This is a genomic window from Pseudomonas sp. ANT_H4, from assembly GCF_008369295.1.
Taxonomy (GTDB): domain Bacteria; phylum Pseudomonadota; class Gammaproteobacteria; order Pseudomonadales; family Pseudomonadaceae; genus Aquipseudomonas.
In genome coordinates, this window is record NZ_VOBG01000002.1 from 301304 (window position 1) to 317997 (window position 16694).

At 58.9% G+C, this 16694-nt stretch carries 19 protein-coding genes; 13 read left to right on the forward strand and 6 right to left on the reverse strand.

Features of this window, described 5'->3' with window-relative positions; translation table 11 throughout:
- Nucleotides 1-52: 52 nt before the first annotated feature.
- The 3 genes from moaC to moaE are packed head-to-tail and all read left to right on the forward strand — an operon-like array spanning nucleotide 53 to nucleotide 1217.
- On the forward strand, nucleotides 53-526 hold the full coding sequence (gene moaC / locus FQ182_RS04010) for a cyclic pyranopterin monophosphate synthase MoaC (RefSeq protein WP_149410968.1): 474 nt from the start codon (nucleotides 53-55) through the stop codon (nucleotides 524-526).
- On the forward strand, nucleotides 523-765 hold the full coding sequence (gene moaD / locus FQ182_RS04015) for a molybdopterin converting factor subunit 1 (RefSeq protein WP_149410969.1): 243 nt from the start codon (nucleotides 523-525) through the stop codon (nucleotides 763-765). The genes moaC and moaD overlap by 4 nt, the downstream gene beginning before the upstream one ends.
- 2 nt (nucleotides 766-767) lie before the next feature.
- The gene (gene moaE, locus FQ182_RS04020; RefSeq protein WP_149410970.1) at nucleotides 768-1217 is read left to right on the forward strand and encodes a molybdopterin synthase catalytic subunit MoaE; all 450 of its coding nucleotides are present in this window, start codon (nucleotides 768-770) and stop codon (nucleotides 1215-1217) included.
- A 68-nt stretch (nucleotides 1218-1285) separates the two neighbouring features.
- Here moaE and FQ182_RS04025 read toward each other — a convergent pair whose 3' ends face one another.
- The 3 genes from FQ182_RS04025 to FQ182_RS04035 form a co-directional block, all read right to left on the reverse strand.
- Entirely contained in the window at nucleotides 1286-2422 is a 1137-nt protein-coding gene (locus FQ182_RS04025) for an FAD-binding oxidoreductase (protein ID WP_149410971.1), read from the reverse strand.
- A 139-nt stretch (nucleotides 2423-2561) separates the two neighbouring features.
- Nucleotides 2562-4037 (reverse strand): ATP-dependent RNA helicase RhlB, encoded by a 1476-nt coding sequence (gene rhlB / locus FQ182_RS04030; RefSeq protein WP_149410972.1) that lies wholly within the window; start codon nucleotides 4035-4037, stop codon nucleotides 2562-2564.
- Between the two features lie 96 nt (nucleotides 4038-4133).
- Nucleotides 4134-4790 carry an alpha/beta hydrolase gene (locus tag FQ182_RS04035; RefSeq protein WP_149410973.1) on the reverse strand — a complete coding sequence of 219 codons (657 nt, stop codon included), beginning with the start codon at nucleotides 4788-4790 and terminating at the stop codon, nucleotides 4134-4136.
- Nucleotides 4791-5250: 460 nt separating this feature from the next.
- On the opposite strand from FQ182_RS04035, the gene FQ182_RS04040 reads away from it, so the two are divergent.
- From FQ182_RS04040 to FQ182_RS04085, 9 genes are all read left to right on the forward strand, one after another.
- Nucleotides 5251-6279 (forward strand): amino acid ABC transporter substrate-binding protein, encoded by a 1029-nt coding sequence (locus tag FQ182_RS04040; RefSeq protein ID WP_133099771.1) that lies wholly within the window; start codon nucleotides 5251-5253, stop codon nucleotides 6277-6279.
- A gap of 72 nt (nucleotides 6280-6351) precedes the next feature.
- Entirely contained in the window at nucleotides 6352-7533 is a 1182-nt protein-coding gene (locus tag FQ182_RS04045) for an amino acid ABC transporter permease (protein WP_149410974.1), read from the forward strand.
- Between the two features lie 10 nt (nucleotides 7534-7543).
- Complete coding sequence (locus tag FQ182_RS04050) at nucleotides 7544-8641, forward strand: amino acid ABC transporter permease (RefSeq protein ID WP_149410975.1); 1098 nt, start codon at nucleotides 7544-7546, stop codon at nucleotides 8639-8641.
- 27 nt (nucleotides 8642-8668) lie between these two features.
- Entirely contained in the window at nucleotides 8669-9433 is a 765-nt protein-coding gene (locus FQ182_RS04055) for an amino acid ABC transporter ATP-binding protein (protein WP_017340656.1), read from the forward strand.
- Nucleotides 9434-9738: 305 nt separating this feature from the next.
- On the forward strand, nucleotides 9739-10398 hold the full coding sequence (locus FQ182_RS04065) for a FadR/GntR family transcriptional regulator (RefSeq protein WP_149410976.1): 660 nt from the start codon (nucleotides 9739-9741) through the stop codon (nucleotides 10396-10398).
- Nucleotides 10388-11728, forward strand: coding sequence for a CynX/NimT family MFS transporter (locus FQ182_RS04070; protein WP_149410977.1), 1341 nt, complete (start codon nucleotides 10388-10390; stop codon nucleotides 11726-11728). Before FQ182_RS04065 ends, FQ182_RS04070 begins: the two co-directional genes overlap by 11 nt.
- A 154-nt stretch (nucleotides 11729-11882) precedes the next feature.
- Nucleotides 11883-12353 (forward strand): nuclear transport factor 2 family protein, encoded by a 471-nt coding sequence (locus tag FQ182_RS04075; protein ID WP_149410978.1) that lies wholly within the window; start codon nucleotides 11883-11885, stop codon nucleotides 12351-12353.
- A gap of 36 nt (nucleotides 12354-12389) precedes the next feature.
- Nucleotides 12390-12689 (forward strand): GIY-YIG nuclease family protein, encoded by a 300-nt coding sequence (locus tag FQ182_RS04080; RefSeq protein WP_149410979.1) that lies wholly within the window; start codon nucleotides 12390-12392, stop codon nucleotides 12687-12689.
- Between the two features lie 85 nt (nucleotides 12690-12774).
- Nucleotides 12775-13710 carry a glutathione S-transferase family protein gene (locus FQ182_RS04085; RefSeq protein ID WP_149410980.1) on the forward strand — a complete coding sequence of 312 codons (936 nt, stop codon included), beginning with the start codon at nucleotides 12775-12777 and terminating at the stop codon, nucleotides 13708-13710.
- A 386-nt stretch (nucleotides 13711-14096) separates the two neighbouring features.
- Here FQ182_RS04085 and FQ182_RS29695 read toward each other — a convergent pair whose 3' ends face one another.
- From FQ182_RS29695 to yejK, 3 genes are all read right to left on the reverse strand, one after another.
- Entirely contained in the window at nucleotides 14097-14369 is a 273-nt protein-coding gene (locus tag FQ182_RS29695) for a hypothetical protein (RefSeq protein WP_178114383.1), read from the reverse strand.
- A gap of 224 nt (nucleotides 14370-14593) precedes the next feature.
- Nucleotides 14594-14944 carry a glutaredoxin family protein gene (locus FQ182_RS04100; protein WP_149410981.1) on the reverse strand — a complete coding sequence of 117 codons (351 nt, stop codon included), beginning with the start codon at nucleotides 14942-14944 and terminating at the stop codon, nucleotides 14594-14596.
- Nucleotides 14944-15948: a nucleoid-associated protein YejK gene (yejK, locus tag FQ182_RS04105; protein WP_149410982.1), complete on the reverse strand. Its 1005-nt coding sequence runs from the start codon at nucleotides 15946-15948 to the stop codon at nucleotides 14944-14946. Before yejK ends, FQ182_RS04100 begins: the two co-directional genes overlap by 1 nt.
- Before the next feature lie 395 nt (nucleotides 15949-16343).
- Between yejK and FQ182_RS04110 the strand changes: the two genes are divergently transcribed.
- Nucleotides 16344-16625, forward strand: a complete 282-nt coding sequence (locus tag FQ182_RS04110) for an HU family DNA-binding protein (RefSeq protein ID WP_133099761.1) — start codon at nucleotides 16344-16346, stop codon at nucleotides 16623-16625.
- The last annotated feature ends 69 nt before the right edge of the window (nucleotides 16626-16694 follow it).

Sequence of the window (16694 nt, forward strand, 5' to 3'; positions counted from 1 at the left end):
GCAAAATTGACCTACAGGTTTACAATCCCTGCTTCTGATCAGGAGTATCCCTGTGCTAACTCATCTCGATTCCCAAGGTCGCGCCCACATGGTCGACGTCACTGAAAAAACCGTGACGTTCCGTGAAGCGGTGGCCGAAGCGCGGGTGCGTATGCTGCCCGGCACCCTGAAAATGATCGTCGACGGCGCCCACCCCAAGGGCGACGTATTCGCCGTGGCGCGGATCGCCGGGATCCAGGCGGCGAAGAAGACCAGTGATTTGATCCCCCTGTGTCACCCGCTGATGCTCACTGGCGTCAAGCTTGAACTCAGTGCCGAAGGCGACGACGCGGTACATATCGTCGCCCGCTGCAAGCTGTCCGGCCAGACTGGCGTGGAGATGGAAGCGCTGACCGCGGCCAGTGTCGCTGCCCTGACGATCTACGATATGTGCAAGGCCGTGGACCGTGGCATGACCATCGAAAGTATTCGCCTGCTGGAAAAACTCGGCGGCAAAAGTGGGCATTTCAAGGCGGATGAACAATGAGTATCACAGTGCTGTTTTTTGCCCGCTACCGCGAAGCCGTGGATCTGGACTCGCTGGAGGTCGAAGGCGATTTTGCCACGGTTGAGGCCGTGCGCCAGGCGTTGGCAGCAGATCCCGAATTTGAAGTGCTCAACGAAACCGGTTTGATGTGCGCTCGCAATGAAGAGCTTTGCTCGCTCGACGAGCCGCTGGCTGACGGCGATGAAGTGGCCTTTTTCCCCCCAGTGACCGGAGGCTAAGCATGGCGATTCGTGTGCAGGCCCAGCCCTTTGATCCAGGCGCGGAAGTCAACGCCATGCACGCGGCTAACGTTGGTGTTGGCGCGGTGGTGAGTTTTGTCGGTTACGTGCGCGACTTCAACGACGGCCTCGATGTGGCGGGAATGTTCCTGGAGCACTATCCAGGCATGACCGAAAAGGCCCTCGGCAAGATCGCCGTGGAGGCTGAACAACGCTGGCCGTTGCTCAAACTGGAAGTGTTGCACCGCATCGGCGCCTTGGAGCCCGGCGAACCTATTGTTTTCGTTGCCGCTGCCAGTGCTCATCGCCAGGCGGCCTTTGATGCCTGCGCGTTTGTGATGGACTACCTGAAGACGCGTGCGCCGTTCTGGAAGAAAGAAAACACCAACGAAGGGGCGCGCTGGGTGGAAGGGCGCGACAGCGATCATGCTGCGGCCGATCGCTGGAAATAAATAGTGGGTGCTGTACTTGTGGTGAGTGGGCTTGTTGTGTCGATCCGACAAGCCCGTTCGCCACAGGGTTATTCTGAGGTTTTCAGCCTGTGTGGCGACAACATCGCCTCTGTCAACCCAAACCCTGCCAGTGCCTGCGGCAACTTCTCACCCCGCACCAGCGCCGCACTGGCCTGACCCATGGCTGGCGATGTTTGAATCCCATAACCACCCTGAGCGGCAACCCAGAACAACCCCTCCACCTGCGGATCAAACCCGCACACCAGGTCCCCATCACTGACAAAACTGCGCAACCCGGCCCACGTTCGTGTCGGGCGGCGGATAGTCAGGGTGGTGGCTTCTTCGATCTGATAGATGCCCATGGCAATGTCCAGCTCTTCAGGCTGCACATCATGGGGCTCGACGGGGTCGGCATTGGCCGGTGAGCCGAGGAACATGCCCGCGTCGGGTTTCATATAGAACGAACCGTCGAGGGCCGCCAACTCCGGCCAGGAATGGATGTCTAGTTCGGGAGGAGGCGCGAAGATGAATGCGCTACGCCGCTTGGGTTGCAGGCCGATTTTTCGGGCACCGGCCAGTTCGCCGAGAGTATCGGCCCATGCGCCAGCGGCATTGATAATAACCGGGGCGCTGAAGCGTTGTTGTGAGGTGCGGATCAGCCACTGACCCTGGCTGTCGCGGGTCAGTTGCAGCACCTCATTGTCGGTGTGGATTTCACCGCCATTGCGCCGAATGCCACGCAAGTAACCCTGATACAGCGCGTCGGTATCGATGTCACAGACCGTCGGATCGTAAATTCCTCCATGGACCTTCTCCCGGCGCAGGATCGGCATCATGGCCATCGACTCCTCGACGTCGAGCAGCTGTGTTTCGGGCACCAGGGCCTTAGCACTCAGGTATTGGCGCTGCAACTCAGCGGGATCGCCAATCAAGTCCACCAGCAATTCACCACGAGGCGTGAGCAGTGGATGCTCGGCGAAACCTGTGGGCGGGTGATCGAAGAAGGCGCGGCTGCCGAGGGTGAGGGCACGCACTTGGGGCGTACCGTAGGCAGCGATATACAGGGCGGCCGAGCGGCCGGTGGAGTGGTAACCCGGCAGCGATTCGCGCTCCAGCACGATGACGCGGGCATGTTGCGACAGCCAGTAACCGGCGGAGGCCCCAGCGATTCCACCGCCGATAATGATGTAGTCGGCCTGGTTCATGTGTTCCTCCTTGAAGGCTCTTCTGTAGGAGCGAGCTTGCTCGCGAAAAACTCAAGGGCACCGCGTTTATCCAGGATGCACGCGTTATCGTTAACGTTTTTCGCGAGCAAGCTCGCTCCTACAGAAAGCGGCGTAGTCCTTAAGGGCGTTTGCGCTCTACGGCTCGCAACAAATGCGTGGTCGGCGTTTCGCAACTGATCTTGCGGCCCAGCAGGGTTTCGATCGACGGCAACTGATAGGAGTCATCTTCACCGGCAAAGCTGATGGACACGCCTGCGGCACCTGCGCGACCGGTACGGCCGATGCGGTGTACGTAGTCGTCCGGTACTTCCGGCAGGGTGAAGTTGATCACGTGGCTGATGCCTTCGATATGAATCCCACGGCCAGCCACGTCGGTGGCTACCAGCACGCGAATCTTGCCTTCGCGAAAACCTTCCAGCGTCTTGATACGCTTGTGCTGCGGTACGTCGCCGGACAATTGCGCAGCGTTGACGCCGTCACGCACCAGGCGCTCTTCGATGCGCCGCACTTCGTCCTTGCGGTTGGCAAAGACCATGACCCGTTCCCAGCCGTTGTCGTTGATCAGGTTGTAGAGCAACTTGTACTTGTCGGCGCCGGCAACGGCGTAGATGTGCTGTTCGACGTTTTCGCTGGCAACGTTCAGCGCTTCGATCTCGACGATGGACGGCTCAGTGGTCCACTGCTTGGCGAGGTTCATCACGTCTTCAGTGAAGGTCGCGGAGAACAGCAGGGTCTGGCGTTCGTCTTTCGGCGGGGTCTGGCGAATGATCTGACGCACTTGCGGGATGAAACCCATGTCGAGCATGCGGTCGGCTTCGTCCAGCACCATCACTTCGACCATGTCCAGGTGCACGTCGCCGCGCTGGTTGAAGTCCAGCAAACGGCCCGGTGTGGCTACCAGGATGTCGCAGTGGCGCGCTTCCAGGTGCTTGAGCTGTTTGTCGAAGTCCATACCGCCCACGAACGTCATGACGTTGAGGCCGGTGTACTTGGTCAGGTCGGCGGCGTCCTTGGCGATCTGCACCACCAACTCCCGGGTCGGAGCGATGATCAGCGCACGGGGCTCGCCCATGTAGCGCTCTTTGGGCGGCGGGGTTTGCAGCAGTTGAGTGATGATCGAGATCAGGAACGCGGCGGTCTTGCCGGTGCCGGTCTGCGCGCGACCGATGGCGTCTTTACCCGCCAGGGTGAAACCCAGTACTTGCGCCTGGATCGGCGTGCAGTACGGGAAACCCAGGTCCTGGATGGCGTGCATCAGTTCCGGGGCGAGTTTGAAGTCGTGGAAACGGGTTTTGCCTTCCTGGGGTTCGACTGCGAAGTCTTCCAGTTTCCAGGGAATGACCACAGGTTTGGGCGCTCGCTCGCGGCGAGGCTTCTCCTGGAGCGGCTTCTCAGCGGGCTGTTCTTGCGCGGTTTCAACCGTGGCGGGTGTGGTCACCGGCTCTTTTTTTGGCGAGGCAACAGGTGCGGTCCGGCCTGGCTGCTGACCGTCATTGCGGCTGCCTTGAACGTGGGCGTGGGCACTGGAACCAGGCGCGAGCTGCTCAGCCTCGCTTTTACCGAACATTTTCTTGAGTGCTTTGAGCACGGTCATCTCATCAATTGGTTAAGGAATGTACGCCGGCCAGTGTAATGCAAGAATCGGGCGCGGCGTAGTGCGTTGGTCATACGGCTACACAATGTGTGGTTTTCAGCCCAAATGAGTGGTCAACCAGGCACCGATATCGCGTATCTCCTCGGGTAACACTTCGTGGCCCATTGGGTATTCCTGCCATGTCACGGTGACACCACGGGACTTCAAATGCTCATAAGCGCTACGGCCCATGGCGTTCTGTACCACGTCGTCGTACTGACCATGTAGGCACAGCACGGGAATACGCTGTTGGCTGGCAGATAATTGCAGCTCGTCGCTGAAGGTCGGTGCGTAAGTGGAGAGGGCAAGTACGCCACCCAAGGCACCCTGCCATTTCAGGAAGGCTGCGTGTAATACCACTGCGCCGCCTTGGGAAAAGCCGGCGAGAAAAATTCGCGAAGGGTCTATTCCGCTGGTTTTTTGCTCCTCGATCAAGTCGGTGACCATTTTCGCCGACTCATCAAGCTGTTCGCGGCTGATGGCTCGGGCCGGGCTCATGGCCAGAATGTCGTACCAACTGGGCATTTCATAGCCGCCGTTGATGGTCACCGCGCGAGTCGGTGCCTGGGGCAAAACGAGGCGTGTGGTCAGCAATGTTTCCTGCAGGGCTTCGGCTACCGGCAGGAAGTCGTAGCGATCGGCACCCAGGCCATGCAACCAGATAACGCAGGCGTCTGCGGGCTTGGCGGGCTGAAGAATCAAGGGTTCGGTCATGTCTGCTCCATTAATGTGCGCTCGCTCCGATTGGGTGCGTCGGGACGGTGCGCAGTCGGTTAATCAGTTAAGAAGATGTCGCAAGGTTGAATCTTTTGCTCTTGACCTGCGGCTGAATCGCTTTAGCCGTCACTGTGGTACGGCGCTTGCTATGCAGAAGCTGAGGTCAGCTCTCTCTTACGGCGGTAACACTATCAGTCACAACCGTATGGGGGATAGCAAGACCATTGATGGACGTTTGCCACTGCCTGTTACGGGCTTCGCAAACATGAAAGGGCTATCGCCCGTTCGGCTGTTTAGTGAGGGCAAGACGATCCATTGATGGACTTTCTCCTACTGGACTTATAGCGACAGCCTGATGCCGTTTGACCCCAAAAAAAGCCAACACGGGTCGATTTCGCCTCAAAAGGGTGCGGCAGGGCTCAAGCTCCGACACAACAAGAGCAAACTGGAGGTTTGAATGAAGGTATTGAAATCCACCCTGGCCATCGTGACCGCGGCCGCCGTATTGGGTGTCAGTGGTTTCGCCCAGGCCGGCGCCACTCTGGATGCCGTGCAGAAGAAAGGCTTTGTGCAATGTGGCGTGAGCGACGGTTTGCCGGGCTTCTCGGTACCGGATGCCAGCGGCAAGATCCTCGGGATCGACGCTGACATTTGCCGTGCCGTGGCCGCTGCCGTTTTCGGCGACGCAACCAAGGTCAAATTCAGCCAGTTGAATGCCAAGGAGCGTTTCACCGCGCTTCAGTCCGGCGAAGTTGACGTGTTGTCGCGTAATACCACCTGGACCAGTTCCCGGGATTCGGGCATGGGCCTGGTGTTCGCTGGCGTGACTTACTACGACGGCATCGGCTTCCTGGTAAACAACAAGCTGGGCGTGAAAAGTGCCAAGGAACTGGACGGCGCGACCATCTGCATCCAGGCCGGTACCACCACTGAGCTGAACGTTTCCGACTACTTCCGTGGCAACAACCTCAAGTACACCCCGATCACCTTCGACACCTCCGACGAAAGCGCCAAGTCGCTGGAATCCGGTCGTTGCGACGTGTTGACCTCGGACAAATCCCAGCTCTACGCACAACGCAGCAAGCTGGCGTCCCCTGGCGACTACGTGGTTCTGCCGGAAACCATCTCCAAGGAGCCTCTGGGCCCGGTCGTGCGTAAAGGCGACGAAGAGTGGTTCAGCATCGTCAAGTGGACCCTGTTCGCCATGCTCAACGCCGAAGAAGCCGGTATCACTTCGAAAAACGTTGAAGCCGAAGCCAAATCCACCAAGAACCCTGACGTCGCTCGTCTGCTGGGCGCCGACGGTGAATACGGCAAGGACCTGAAGGTTCGCAAGGACTGGGTCGTGCAGATCGTCAAGCAAGTGGGTAACTACGGCGAAGTGTTCGAGAAGAACCTGGGCAAGAACACCCCTCTGGCTATCGACCGTGGCTTGAACGCGCTGTGGAACAACGGCGGCATTCAATACGCACCACCTGTGCGCTGATCGCTGATGGTTCTATCACCCGGTGGGCCAACCGCCGGGTGATGTTCTGTACCATTATTTCTGGGGCACTTCATGCAAAATCAAATCGGCGCACCAAAGCAGAAGCTCAGCTTCAGCGATCCAAAAGTGCGTGCGTGGCTATTTCAGATCATCACCATTGTCGCGGTGGTCTCGCTGGGCTGGTACCTGTTCAACAACACGCAAACCAACCTTCAGCACCGGGGCATTACCTCGGGTTTTGACTTCCTTGAGCGCAGTGCCGGCTTCGGCATCGCTCAGCATCTGATCGACTACACGGAATCGGACAGCTACGCCCGGGTCTTTGTGATCGGCCTGCTCAACACCTTGCTGGTGACCGTTATCGGCGTGGTCCTGGCGACCCTCCTCGGTTTCATTATTGGTGTGGCGCGGCTGTCGCCGAACTGGATCATCAGCAAACTGGCGACTGTGTATGTGGAAGTGTTCCGCAACATCCCGCCGCTGCTGCAAATCCTGTTCTGGTACTTCGCGGTGTTCCTGACCATGCCGGGGCCGCGTAACAGTCATAACTTCGGTGACACCTTCTTTGTCAGCAGTCGTGGCCTGAACATGCCGGCCGCCATTGCGGCGGACGGATTCTGGCCGTTCGTGGTCAGCGTTGTGGTGGCGATCATCGCCATCGTGCTGATGACCCGCTGGGCCAACAAGCGCTTTGAAGCCACTGGCGTGCCGTTCCACAAGTTCTGGGTGGGCCTGGGCCTGATCCTGGTGATGCCTGCATTGTGCGCGTTGTTGTTCGGTGCACCGGTGCATTGGGAAATGCCGGAACTCAAGGGCTTCAACTTCGTTGGCGGCTGGGTGTTGATTCCAGAACTGCTGGCGCTGACCCTGGCCCTGACGGTGTACACCGCGGCGTTTATCGCCGAGATCGTGCGCTCCGGGATCAAGTCGGTCAGCCACGGCCAGACCGAAGCAGCCCGCTCCCTGGGCCTGCGCCCTGGCCCAACGTTGCGCAAAGTCATCATTCCGCAAGCGTTGCGGGTGATCATTCCGCCGCTGACCAGCCAATACCTGAACCTGGCGAAAAACTCGTCTCTGGCGGCCGGTATCGGTTACCCGGAAATGGTTTCGTTGTTTGCCGGCACGGTGCTCAACCAGACCGGCCAGGCCATCGAAGTCATTGCTATCACCATGAGCGTGTACCTGGCGATCAGCATCAGCATTTCCCTGCTGATGAACTGGTACAACAAGCGCATTGCGCTGATCGAGCGGTGAGGAAACGCCCATGAGTACGCATACTTTCAAACCCGATATGCCGCCACCGAGCAAAATTTTCGGGCCGATGGCGTGGATACGCGCCAACATGTTTTCCAGCTGGCTCAATACCCTGCTGACGCTGTTGGCGTTCTACCTGATCTACCTGGTGGTGCCACCGATTCTCAGCTGGGCAATCATCGACGCTAACTGGGTCGGTACAACCCGCGCCGACTGCACCAAGGAGGGCGCCTGCTGGGTGTTTATCCAACAGCGCTTCGGGCAGTTCATGTACGGCTACTACCCCAGCGAGCTGCGCTGGCGTGTGGACATGACTGTGTGGCTGGCCATCGTTGGCGTGGCGCCGCTGTTTATCTCGCGCTTTCAACGCAAGGCAGTCTACGGCCTGAGTTTTTTGGTGCTGTATCCGATCATTGCCTACTTCCTGCTGCATGGCGGGATCTTCGGCCTGACCAACGTGGCGACCAGCCAATGGGGCGGCCTGATGCTGACTCTGGTGATCGCTACCGTCGGTATCGCCGGGGCCTTGCCGTTGGGCATTCTGCTGGCGCTGGGGCGCCGCTCGAACATGCCGGCGATTCGGGTGGTCTGCGTGACCTTCATCGAGTTCTGGCGCGGCGTGCCATTGATCACCGTGCTGTTTATGTCTTCGGTGATGTTGCCGTTGTTCCTGCCTGAAGGCATGGGCATCGACAAGTTGCTGCGGGCCTTGATCGGCGTGATCCTGTTCCAGTCGGCCTATGTCGCTGAAGTAGTGCGCGGTGGTTTACAGGCGATTCCCAAGGGTCAGTACGAAGCGGCTGCGGCGATGGGCCTGGGCTACTGGCGCAGCATGGGCCTGGTGATCTTGCCCCAGGCGTTGAAGATGGTGATTCCGGGCATCGTCAACACCTTCATTGCGCTGTTCAAGGACACGAGTCTGGTGATCATCATCGGCCTGTTCGACTTGCTCAACAGCGTCAAGCAAGCCGCCGCCGACCCGAAATGGCTGGGGATGGCCACCGAAGGCTACGTGTTCGCGGCCCTGGTGTTCTGGATTTTCTGTTTTGGTATGTCTCGCTATTCCATTCATTTGGAACACAAGCTGGACACAGGCCACAAGCGCTAAGGCTGTACCTAATTTAGGAATTAAGTGATGAGCGAAGCGATCAAACAGCCTGCAAGCCCTGAAGGCATTATCCAGATGCAGGGCGTCAACAAGTGGTACGGCCAGTTCCATGTGTTGAAAGATATCAATCTCAACGTCAAGCAGGGCGAGCGTATCGTGCTGTGTGGCCCGTCGGGTTCCGGCAAGTCCACCACCATCCGCTGCCTTAACCGCCTGGAAGAACACCAGCAAGGCCGCATCGTGGTCGATGGCGTGGAGCTGACCAACGACCTCAAGCAGATCGAAACGGTCCGCCGTGAAGTCGGCATGGTGTTCCAGCACTTCAACCTGTTCCCGCACCTGACCATCCTGCAAAACTGCACGCTGGCGCCGATGTGGGTGCGCAAGATGCCCAAGCGCAAGGCTGAAGAAATTGCCATGCATTACCTGGAGCGCGTGCGCATTCCGGAGCAGGCCCACAAGTTCCCGGGGCAACTGTCCGGCGGCCAGCAACAGCGCGTGGCGATTGCCCGGGCGCTGTGCATGAAGCCGAAAATCATGCTGTTCGATGAGCCGACGTCGGCACTCGATCCGGAAATGGTGAAAGAGGTGCTGGACACCATGATCGGCCTGGCTGAAGACGGCATGACCATGCTCTGCGTAACCCACGAGATGGGCTTTGCCCGTACTGTGGCGAACCGGGTGATCTTCATGGACAAGGGTGAGATCGTTGAACAGGCGGCGCCGAATGACTTCTTCGATAATCCGCAGAATGATCGGACCAAGTTGTTCTTGAGCCAGATTCTGCATTGATCTGTGGATGATGCTTAAAAGTAAACCCGGCCTAGTGCCGGGTTTATTGTTTGGGGCTCAGGAAACCGTGAGGTTTTCATGTTCCTTGTGCTCGGTGTATTTGAAGGTTCCCCGCACTTCTGGAATTCCCCGCCAGAAAGATCATCGACACGCCGCTCCATGCCTTTGACGCTAATGGTTGCGCAGCGACCCTTGAAACCCGTCATGGCGTTGTCACGTAAACAACCCTAGTACGTTGCCCTTGTAGGTAAGTCTGACTACCATGCAGGGAAATTCATCCTATGATTGGATGAAAGGCGAATCCTATGACAGACATTGCTCCACTGATAAAACGCTCCCTGGTTGATCAGGCCCTGGAGCAACTGCGCCAGCGTATCAACCAGGGGAAATGGGCGATCGGTGAGCGCCTGCCTACCGAACCCGAGCTGTCCGCCGAACTGGGCATCAGCCGCAATACCGTGCGCGAGGCCATGCGCGTGCTGGCGTTTTGCGGGTTGATCGAGATTCGCCAGGGCGATGGCAGTTACCTGCGCTCAATGACCGACCCGCTGGGGGCGATGAAAGCCTTGTCCCACTGCTCTCTGGCCCAGGCCCAGGAGACGCGGCAGATTCTCGAAGTCGAAGCCATAGGCCTGGCTGCGCTACGCCGTACCGATGAAGACCTACACGCCCTGCGCCTGGCATTAAGCGCCAGCGGCGAGCATTACCACGGCGATCTGGAGCACTACATCAGCTGCGATCTGGTGTTCCACAAACGCCTGGTGGACGCCGCCCACAACCCCGCCTTGAGCGAGCTGTACCAGTACTTCTCCAGCATCGTCGGCGCCCAGTTGCGCCAAACCCTCAATATCAAACCTCGCCGCCAATCGGTGTTCGACCTGCATGCCGAGCTGCTCGATGCGGTGGAGCAACAGGACCCGGAACGTGCCAAGGCCCTTTGCCGGCAGTTGATCAATGAACCTTGAAGCCGAGAACATCATGTTCAGTACAGAAAAGCGCCGTACAGAAAAGCGCCGTACAGAAAAGCTCCGGCCTGAAAATACCCCGCGCAAGGCCGAGCTGGAAGAGCTGCTGATCGATGCCGAAGCCGATGATGACGAGGTTCAGCACAATCATCCGCTGGTGAGTCGCCCCTGGCTGTTGCTGCTGGGCTTGATCCTGGTGGCGCTGAACTTGCGTCCGGCGTTGTCGAGCATGTCGCCCTTGCTCAGCGAAGTGTCCGTCAGCCTCGGCCTGTCGGCGGCCAAGGCTGGTCTGCTGACCACTTTGCCGGTGTTGTGCCTGGGGCTGTTCGCGCCGCTGGCGCCAATCCTCGCCCGGCGTTTTGGTGCCGAGCGGGTGGTGTTGGGGATTTTGCTGACCCTGGCTTGCGGCATCATCCTGCGCAGTTCCTTCGGCGAAGTCGGATTGTTTGCTGGCAGCCTGCTGGCCGGCGCCAGCATCGGCATCATCGGCGTGCTATTGCCCGGTATCGTCAAGCGTGACTTCGCCAAGCAGGCGGGAACCATGACTGGCGTCTACACCATGGCCCTGTGCCTGGGGGCGGCGCTGGCGGCCGGTGCCACTGTGCCGTTGAGCCAGTATTTTGGTGATAGCTGGGCCATCGGCCTGGGTTTCTGGATTCTTCCGGCGTTGGTGGCTGCACTGTTCTGGCTGCCCCAGGTTGGCCAGAAACACGGCGCCCACCACGTGGCCTATCGCGTGCGCGGCTTGCTGCGTGATCCGCTGGCCTGGCAGGTGACGTTGTACATGGGGCTGCAATCGTCCCTGGCCTACATCGTATTTGGCTGGTTGCCGTCGATCCTGATCGGTCGTGGCTTGACGGCGACCCAGGCAGGCCTGGTGCTTTCAGGTTCGGTGCTCGTGCAACTGGCCAGCTCCCTGGCGGCGCCTTGGTTGGCTACGCGCGGCAAGGACCAGCGCCTGGCTATCGTGGTGGTGATGCTGCTGACCCTCGGCGGCCTGTTCGGTTGCCTGTATGCACCGCTGGACGGTTTGTGGGGCTGGGCGATTCTGCTGGGCCTGGGGCAGGGTGGTACGTTCAGCCTGGCGCTGACTTTGATTGTGCTGCGCTCGCGGGACTCCCACGTGGCGGCCAACTTGTCGAGCATGGCCCAGGGATTTGGCTACACCCTGGCGTCCCTCGGCCCCTTCGCGGTCGGCCTGGTGCATGACTGGACCGGCGGCTGGGCGGCCGTGGGCTGGATTTTCGCGGTGATCGGTCTCGGTGCGATCATTGCGGGCCTCGGCGCCGGGCGTGCGTTGTATGTGCAAGTCACCAGCGAGAAGCTCTGAACCTACAGATAGACCACTTCCAGTGGCGCCTATGCTCGCAGTTGCGGCATGGTGCCTTATGGCCTTACCCGCGGCATTCCCGCCATAAATGCCGATAGTGTTCCAGGTGCTTGCGCACTATCTTACGTAGCCGCCACCCTTTCGGAGCCTGCCCATGAGCGACGCCCATAACGCCCTGATCACTGAGTTCTACAGCGCTTTGCAGCGGTTGGATGCTGAGGCCATGAGCGCTTGCTACACCGATGATGTGGTGTTCAGCGATCCGGCATTTGGCGAGTTGTGCGGGCGAGATGCAGGGGATATGTGGCGCATGCTGACCACACGGGCCAAGGATTTTTCTCTGACCTTCGACGGGGTACATAGTGATGAAATCACCGGTAGCGCCCATTGGGTGGCGACGTATCTGTTCAGCCAGACCGGCAATACAGTGGTCAACGTCATCCAGGCGCGCTTTGTCTTTCGCGATGGCAAGATCTGCGAACACCACGATCACTTCGACTTGTGGCGCTGGTCCCGCCAGGCTCTCGGTACCAAGGGCCTGCTGCTGGGTTGGACGCCGCTGGTGCGCAATGCGGTGCGTGCCCAGGCGTTGAAAGGGTTGAAGGCGTTCCAGGCCAGTCGTTGATAAGATTGGCGCTCTTTTCGTTTGCCAGAACAGTCTGTGAATAGTCCTTCTACCTGTGCTGAAGTTGAGCCAGCAGCGCCCAAAACGTGGTTCGTCTACTTGGTGCGCGCAGCCAATGGCTCGCTGTATTGCGGGATCAGCAATGATCCGCTGCGCCGCTTTGCCTCGCATCAGAGCGGCAAGGGCGCACGGTTTTTTCTCTCCAGCCCGGCGGTGGCGCTGGTCTACACCGAGGTTTGTTCCAGCAAGAGCGAAGCCCTGCGTCAGGAGCGGCTGATCAAAAAGCTGAAAAAAAGCGCCAAGGAATGCCTGGCGGCCAGTGGCTTATCAATTTGACTGATAAGTTCCCATCAGGCAGATGGGTAGGCTGTCTGGTTTTCTCACGCTAAGCTGCAAGTCCACTCGTTTAGCGGATTCCAGCATGTCTGAGTTGATTCTTCACCATTACCCGGCATCCCCATTCGCGGAAAAAACTCGTCTGATGCTGGGCTTCAAAGGCCTTTCCTGGCGGTCGGTGCATATCTCGCCAGTGATGCCCAAGCCCGATCTGACCGCCCTGACCGGCGGCTACCGCAAAACCCCGGTGTTGCAGGTTGGGGCCGATATTTACTGCGATACCGCGATGATTGCCCAGCGCCTGGAACAGGCAAAAGCCACCCCGGCGCTCTTTCCTGAAGGCCAGGAGATGATCACCCAAACCTTTGCCGCCTGGGTCGATTCGGTGGTGTTCGCCCATGCCGTCAGCCTGGTGTTCCAACCTGAGTCGGTGGCGGTGCGCTTTGCCAAGTTACCGCCGGAAGCGGTCAAGGCATTTGTCGCCGACCGGACCGCGTTGTTCTCCGGTGGCGCGGCCGTCCGTGTGCCTGCCGAGCAGGCGCGCCATCAATGGCCAGCCATTATGGCGCGCCTGGAGCAACAGTTGCAGCGTGAGCAGGGGGACTTCCTGTTTGGCGAACCGTCGATTGCCGACTTCGCCATGGCGCATCCGTTGTGGTTTCTCAAAGCGACGGCCGTGACATCGCCTCTGGTCGACGTTTATCCCGCCGTATCTACCTGGCATGCACGGGTCATGGGGTTTGGCCATGGTTCGGCGACTGAAATGAGCGCCGAGCAAGCCCTGGAGGTGGCACGAAACGCCACGCCAGCAGCATTGCCGGATGAGTTGTTCGAAGAGCCGAATGGCTTCAAGGCCGGCCAGCAGGTAACCATCGCTGCGACCGACTATGGCGTCGACCCTGTGGCGGGTGAGTTGATGTTCGCCGGTCGCGAGGCGTTGATCCTGCGCCGTACCGATGAGCGTGGCGGCACAGTGCATGTGCACTTTCCACGATTCGGGTTTCGCATTCAGGCTCAGTAGGCAGGCGGTTTAATGTAGGCGCTGGCTTGTCGGGTCGTCGCATAGGGATCTATGTATTGTTGCGGACAGGATTCTGGGGTTGTGGGCAATAGGTTGGGTTGGGCTGGGTGGGTACATATCCGTTATTTTGGTTGGGGCTGATTAGGGTTACGCCCTTACGGCGTGTCACTTTCGAAAAGCCGGAATGCCGGCCCAGACGAAAGTAACCAAAGCGCTCTTGCCCCACCACTCGGTGCCTCGCTTAGGCTCGGCATGCCTTCTCTGCGGCATTGCTCCGTGGGCCGCCGCGATGGGCCATCCTTGGCCCAGCGCGGCTAAACCGGCGTCCTGCCGGTTTACCCACGGATCAATGCCTGCGTTCAGCCAGCGTGGTTTAACGGGGCGCCTTAGATCAAAAGCAAAAGCACGGCGGCCTGGTAGCCGACCTGAGTGGTGAAAAGCAAGAGCAGATCCCATGCCCACTGCCCACTGCCCACTGTAGGAGCGAGCTTGCTCCGGGCGGCGTTCCGACGATGGTCGTTAACGATGACATGGGCTTCCTGGATGAATGCGGTGCCCTCAGGCTCTTCGCGAGCAAGCTCGCTCCTACAGAGAAGCGGATCGACCCCGGCACTAGCTTTTGCTCTGCTTTTGATCAGGCTCTGGATCTGCCTGCCCATAAAACCAGAGGCCGAACGCAGGTATTGCGCAGTGGGTAAACCGGCAAGGATGCCGGTTTAGCCGCGCTGGGCCAGGGGGTAACCCTAAGCCGCCGTTACCGCAGCAACGGATATGTACTCAAACCTGCCCCAAAATATCAGCATCAACAACCTCAAGAGAGGTGTAGATACCAACGGCCATCGCAGGCAAGCCAGCTCTCAGACAAATCCGTGTGCGGCTTTGGTTATTTGAGCGCCGCCATGATCGCATCCGGGTTGTAATCGCGAATCAGCGTGCCATTCACGTCCACAAACGGAATCCCACCACCGCCCAGGGCCTCATAGGCCTTGCGCGCCTGGGCGTCCTTTTCGATATCGACGACCTTGTAGGGAATGCCCTTCTGATCGAGAAAACGTTGTGTCTGCTTGCAGTAGCCGCACCAGTCGGTGGCGTACAACACCACCTTGGCGTTGACCCTGACCTGCTCTGACACTACCTGCGATGGGTTGAATACCCGCTCGATCTTGCCCCAGTTCTGGAAAACCACAACCACCAGCAACACCAGCAGAACTTTCTTCAGCGCACCACCCAGCATCAGTTACGGCGCTTGAGCTGGTCAGTCAACTGGGTCGGCAGGCCCTTGATGATCAGGGTGCCAGCGGCTTCGTCGTATTCGATCTTGTCGCCCAGCAGGTGCGCTTCAAAGCTGATGGACAGGCCTTCGGCGCGCCCGGTGAAGCGGCGGAACTGGTTAAGGGTGCGTTTGTCGGCCGGGATTTCCGGCGACAAGCCGTAATCCTTGTTGCGGATGTGATCGTAGAAGGCTTTCGGCCGTTCTTCGTCAATCAGCCCCGACAGTTCTTCCAGGCCCATGGGCTCGCCAAGCTTGGCCTGGCTGCTGGCGTAGTTCACCAAGGTCTTGGTTTTCTCGCGAGCGGATTCGTCCGGCAGGTCTTCGCTTTCAACGAAGTCGCTGAAGGCCTTGAGCAGGGTGCGGGTCTCGCCCGGGCCGTCGATACCTTCCTGGCAGCCGATAAAGTCGCGGAAGTACTCCGAGACCTTTTTGCCGTTCTTGCCCTTGATAAAGGAGATGTATTGCTTGGACTGCTTGTTGTTCTGCCACTCGGACACGTTGATCCGCGCAGCGAGGTGCAGTTGGCCCAGGTCCAGGTGGCGCGAGGGCGTCACGTCCAGCTCATCGGTCACCGCCACGCCTTCACTATGGTGCAGCAGGGCGATGGCAAGGTAGTCGGTCATGCCTTGTTGATAGTGGGCAAACAGCACATGGCCGCCGACGGAAAGGTTGGACTCTTCCATCAGCTTTTGCAGATGCTCGACCGCCACGCGGCTGAAGGCAGTGAAATCCAGGCCACCGTCGAAATATTCCTTCAACCAGCCGCTGAACGGGTGCGCGCCCGACTCGGCATGGAAAAACCCCCAGGCCTTGCCTTGTTTGGCGTTATAGCTCTCGTTGAGGTCGGCAAGCATGTTCTCGATGGCAGCCGACTCGGCAAGCTCGGAGTCGCGGGCGTGGAGAATTGCAGGGGTGCCGTCGGGTTTTTTGTCGATCAGGTGGACGATGCAATGACGGATCGGCATAGGCTTCTCGGCTGGTTGAGTGGGAGTGGTTGGCCTCCCGGAAAAAGTCGCCAGTGTACCGCACCCGCTGGTCGCGGCGGTGTCCGAAGGGTACTTCGGGAGTCGTCCGACGACCCATATGTGTTTTTTTCACGATTTAGAACGATAAAGCTGACCAAATGGGTAGGTAGAGGCGGATATTTCCCCGTCTCTGTGCTAGTTTTGCCCCGTCTTACGCGATGTCTCGGCGTTAAGCGTGCATTCAGCATTTGTCAGGTCGAACCAAACCCCGTTTCAGGCATCTATAACCCCGATCTTCGTGGTTATAGCCTCGGGTGCCAGGCCTTACGGTCGGGCTCGATGGCTGACACTGCACTCTGCAATCCACATGAATTTGATAGGGAAGGAACACCACAATGGCTATTACTAAAGACCAACTGATCGCTGATCTGGCTGAAGCTGTAGACGCACCGAAAACTACCGTGCGCGCACTTCTGGACCAACTGAGCCAGATCGTTGCTGACCAGCTGGAAAACGGCGGCGAAATCACTCTGCCAGGCGTTGGCAAATTGAAAGTGACCGAGCGTCCTGCCCGTACTGGCCGTAACCCTTCGACTGGCGCTGCCATCGAAATCGCTGCAAAGAAAGTTATCAAGCTGGTTGTGGCCAAAGGCCTGACCGACTCGATCAACAAGTAAGACGCAGCAAAAAAAACCGTGCTCCGGAGCGATCCGGGCACGGTTTTTTGTTGCCTGCGATTTTGTTTT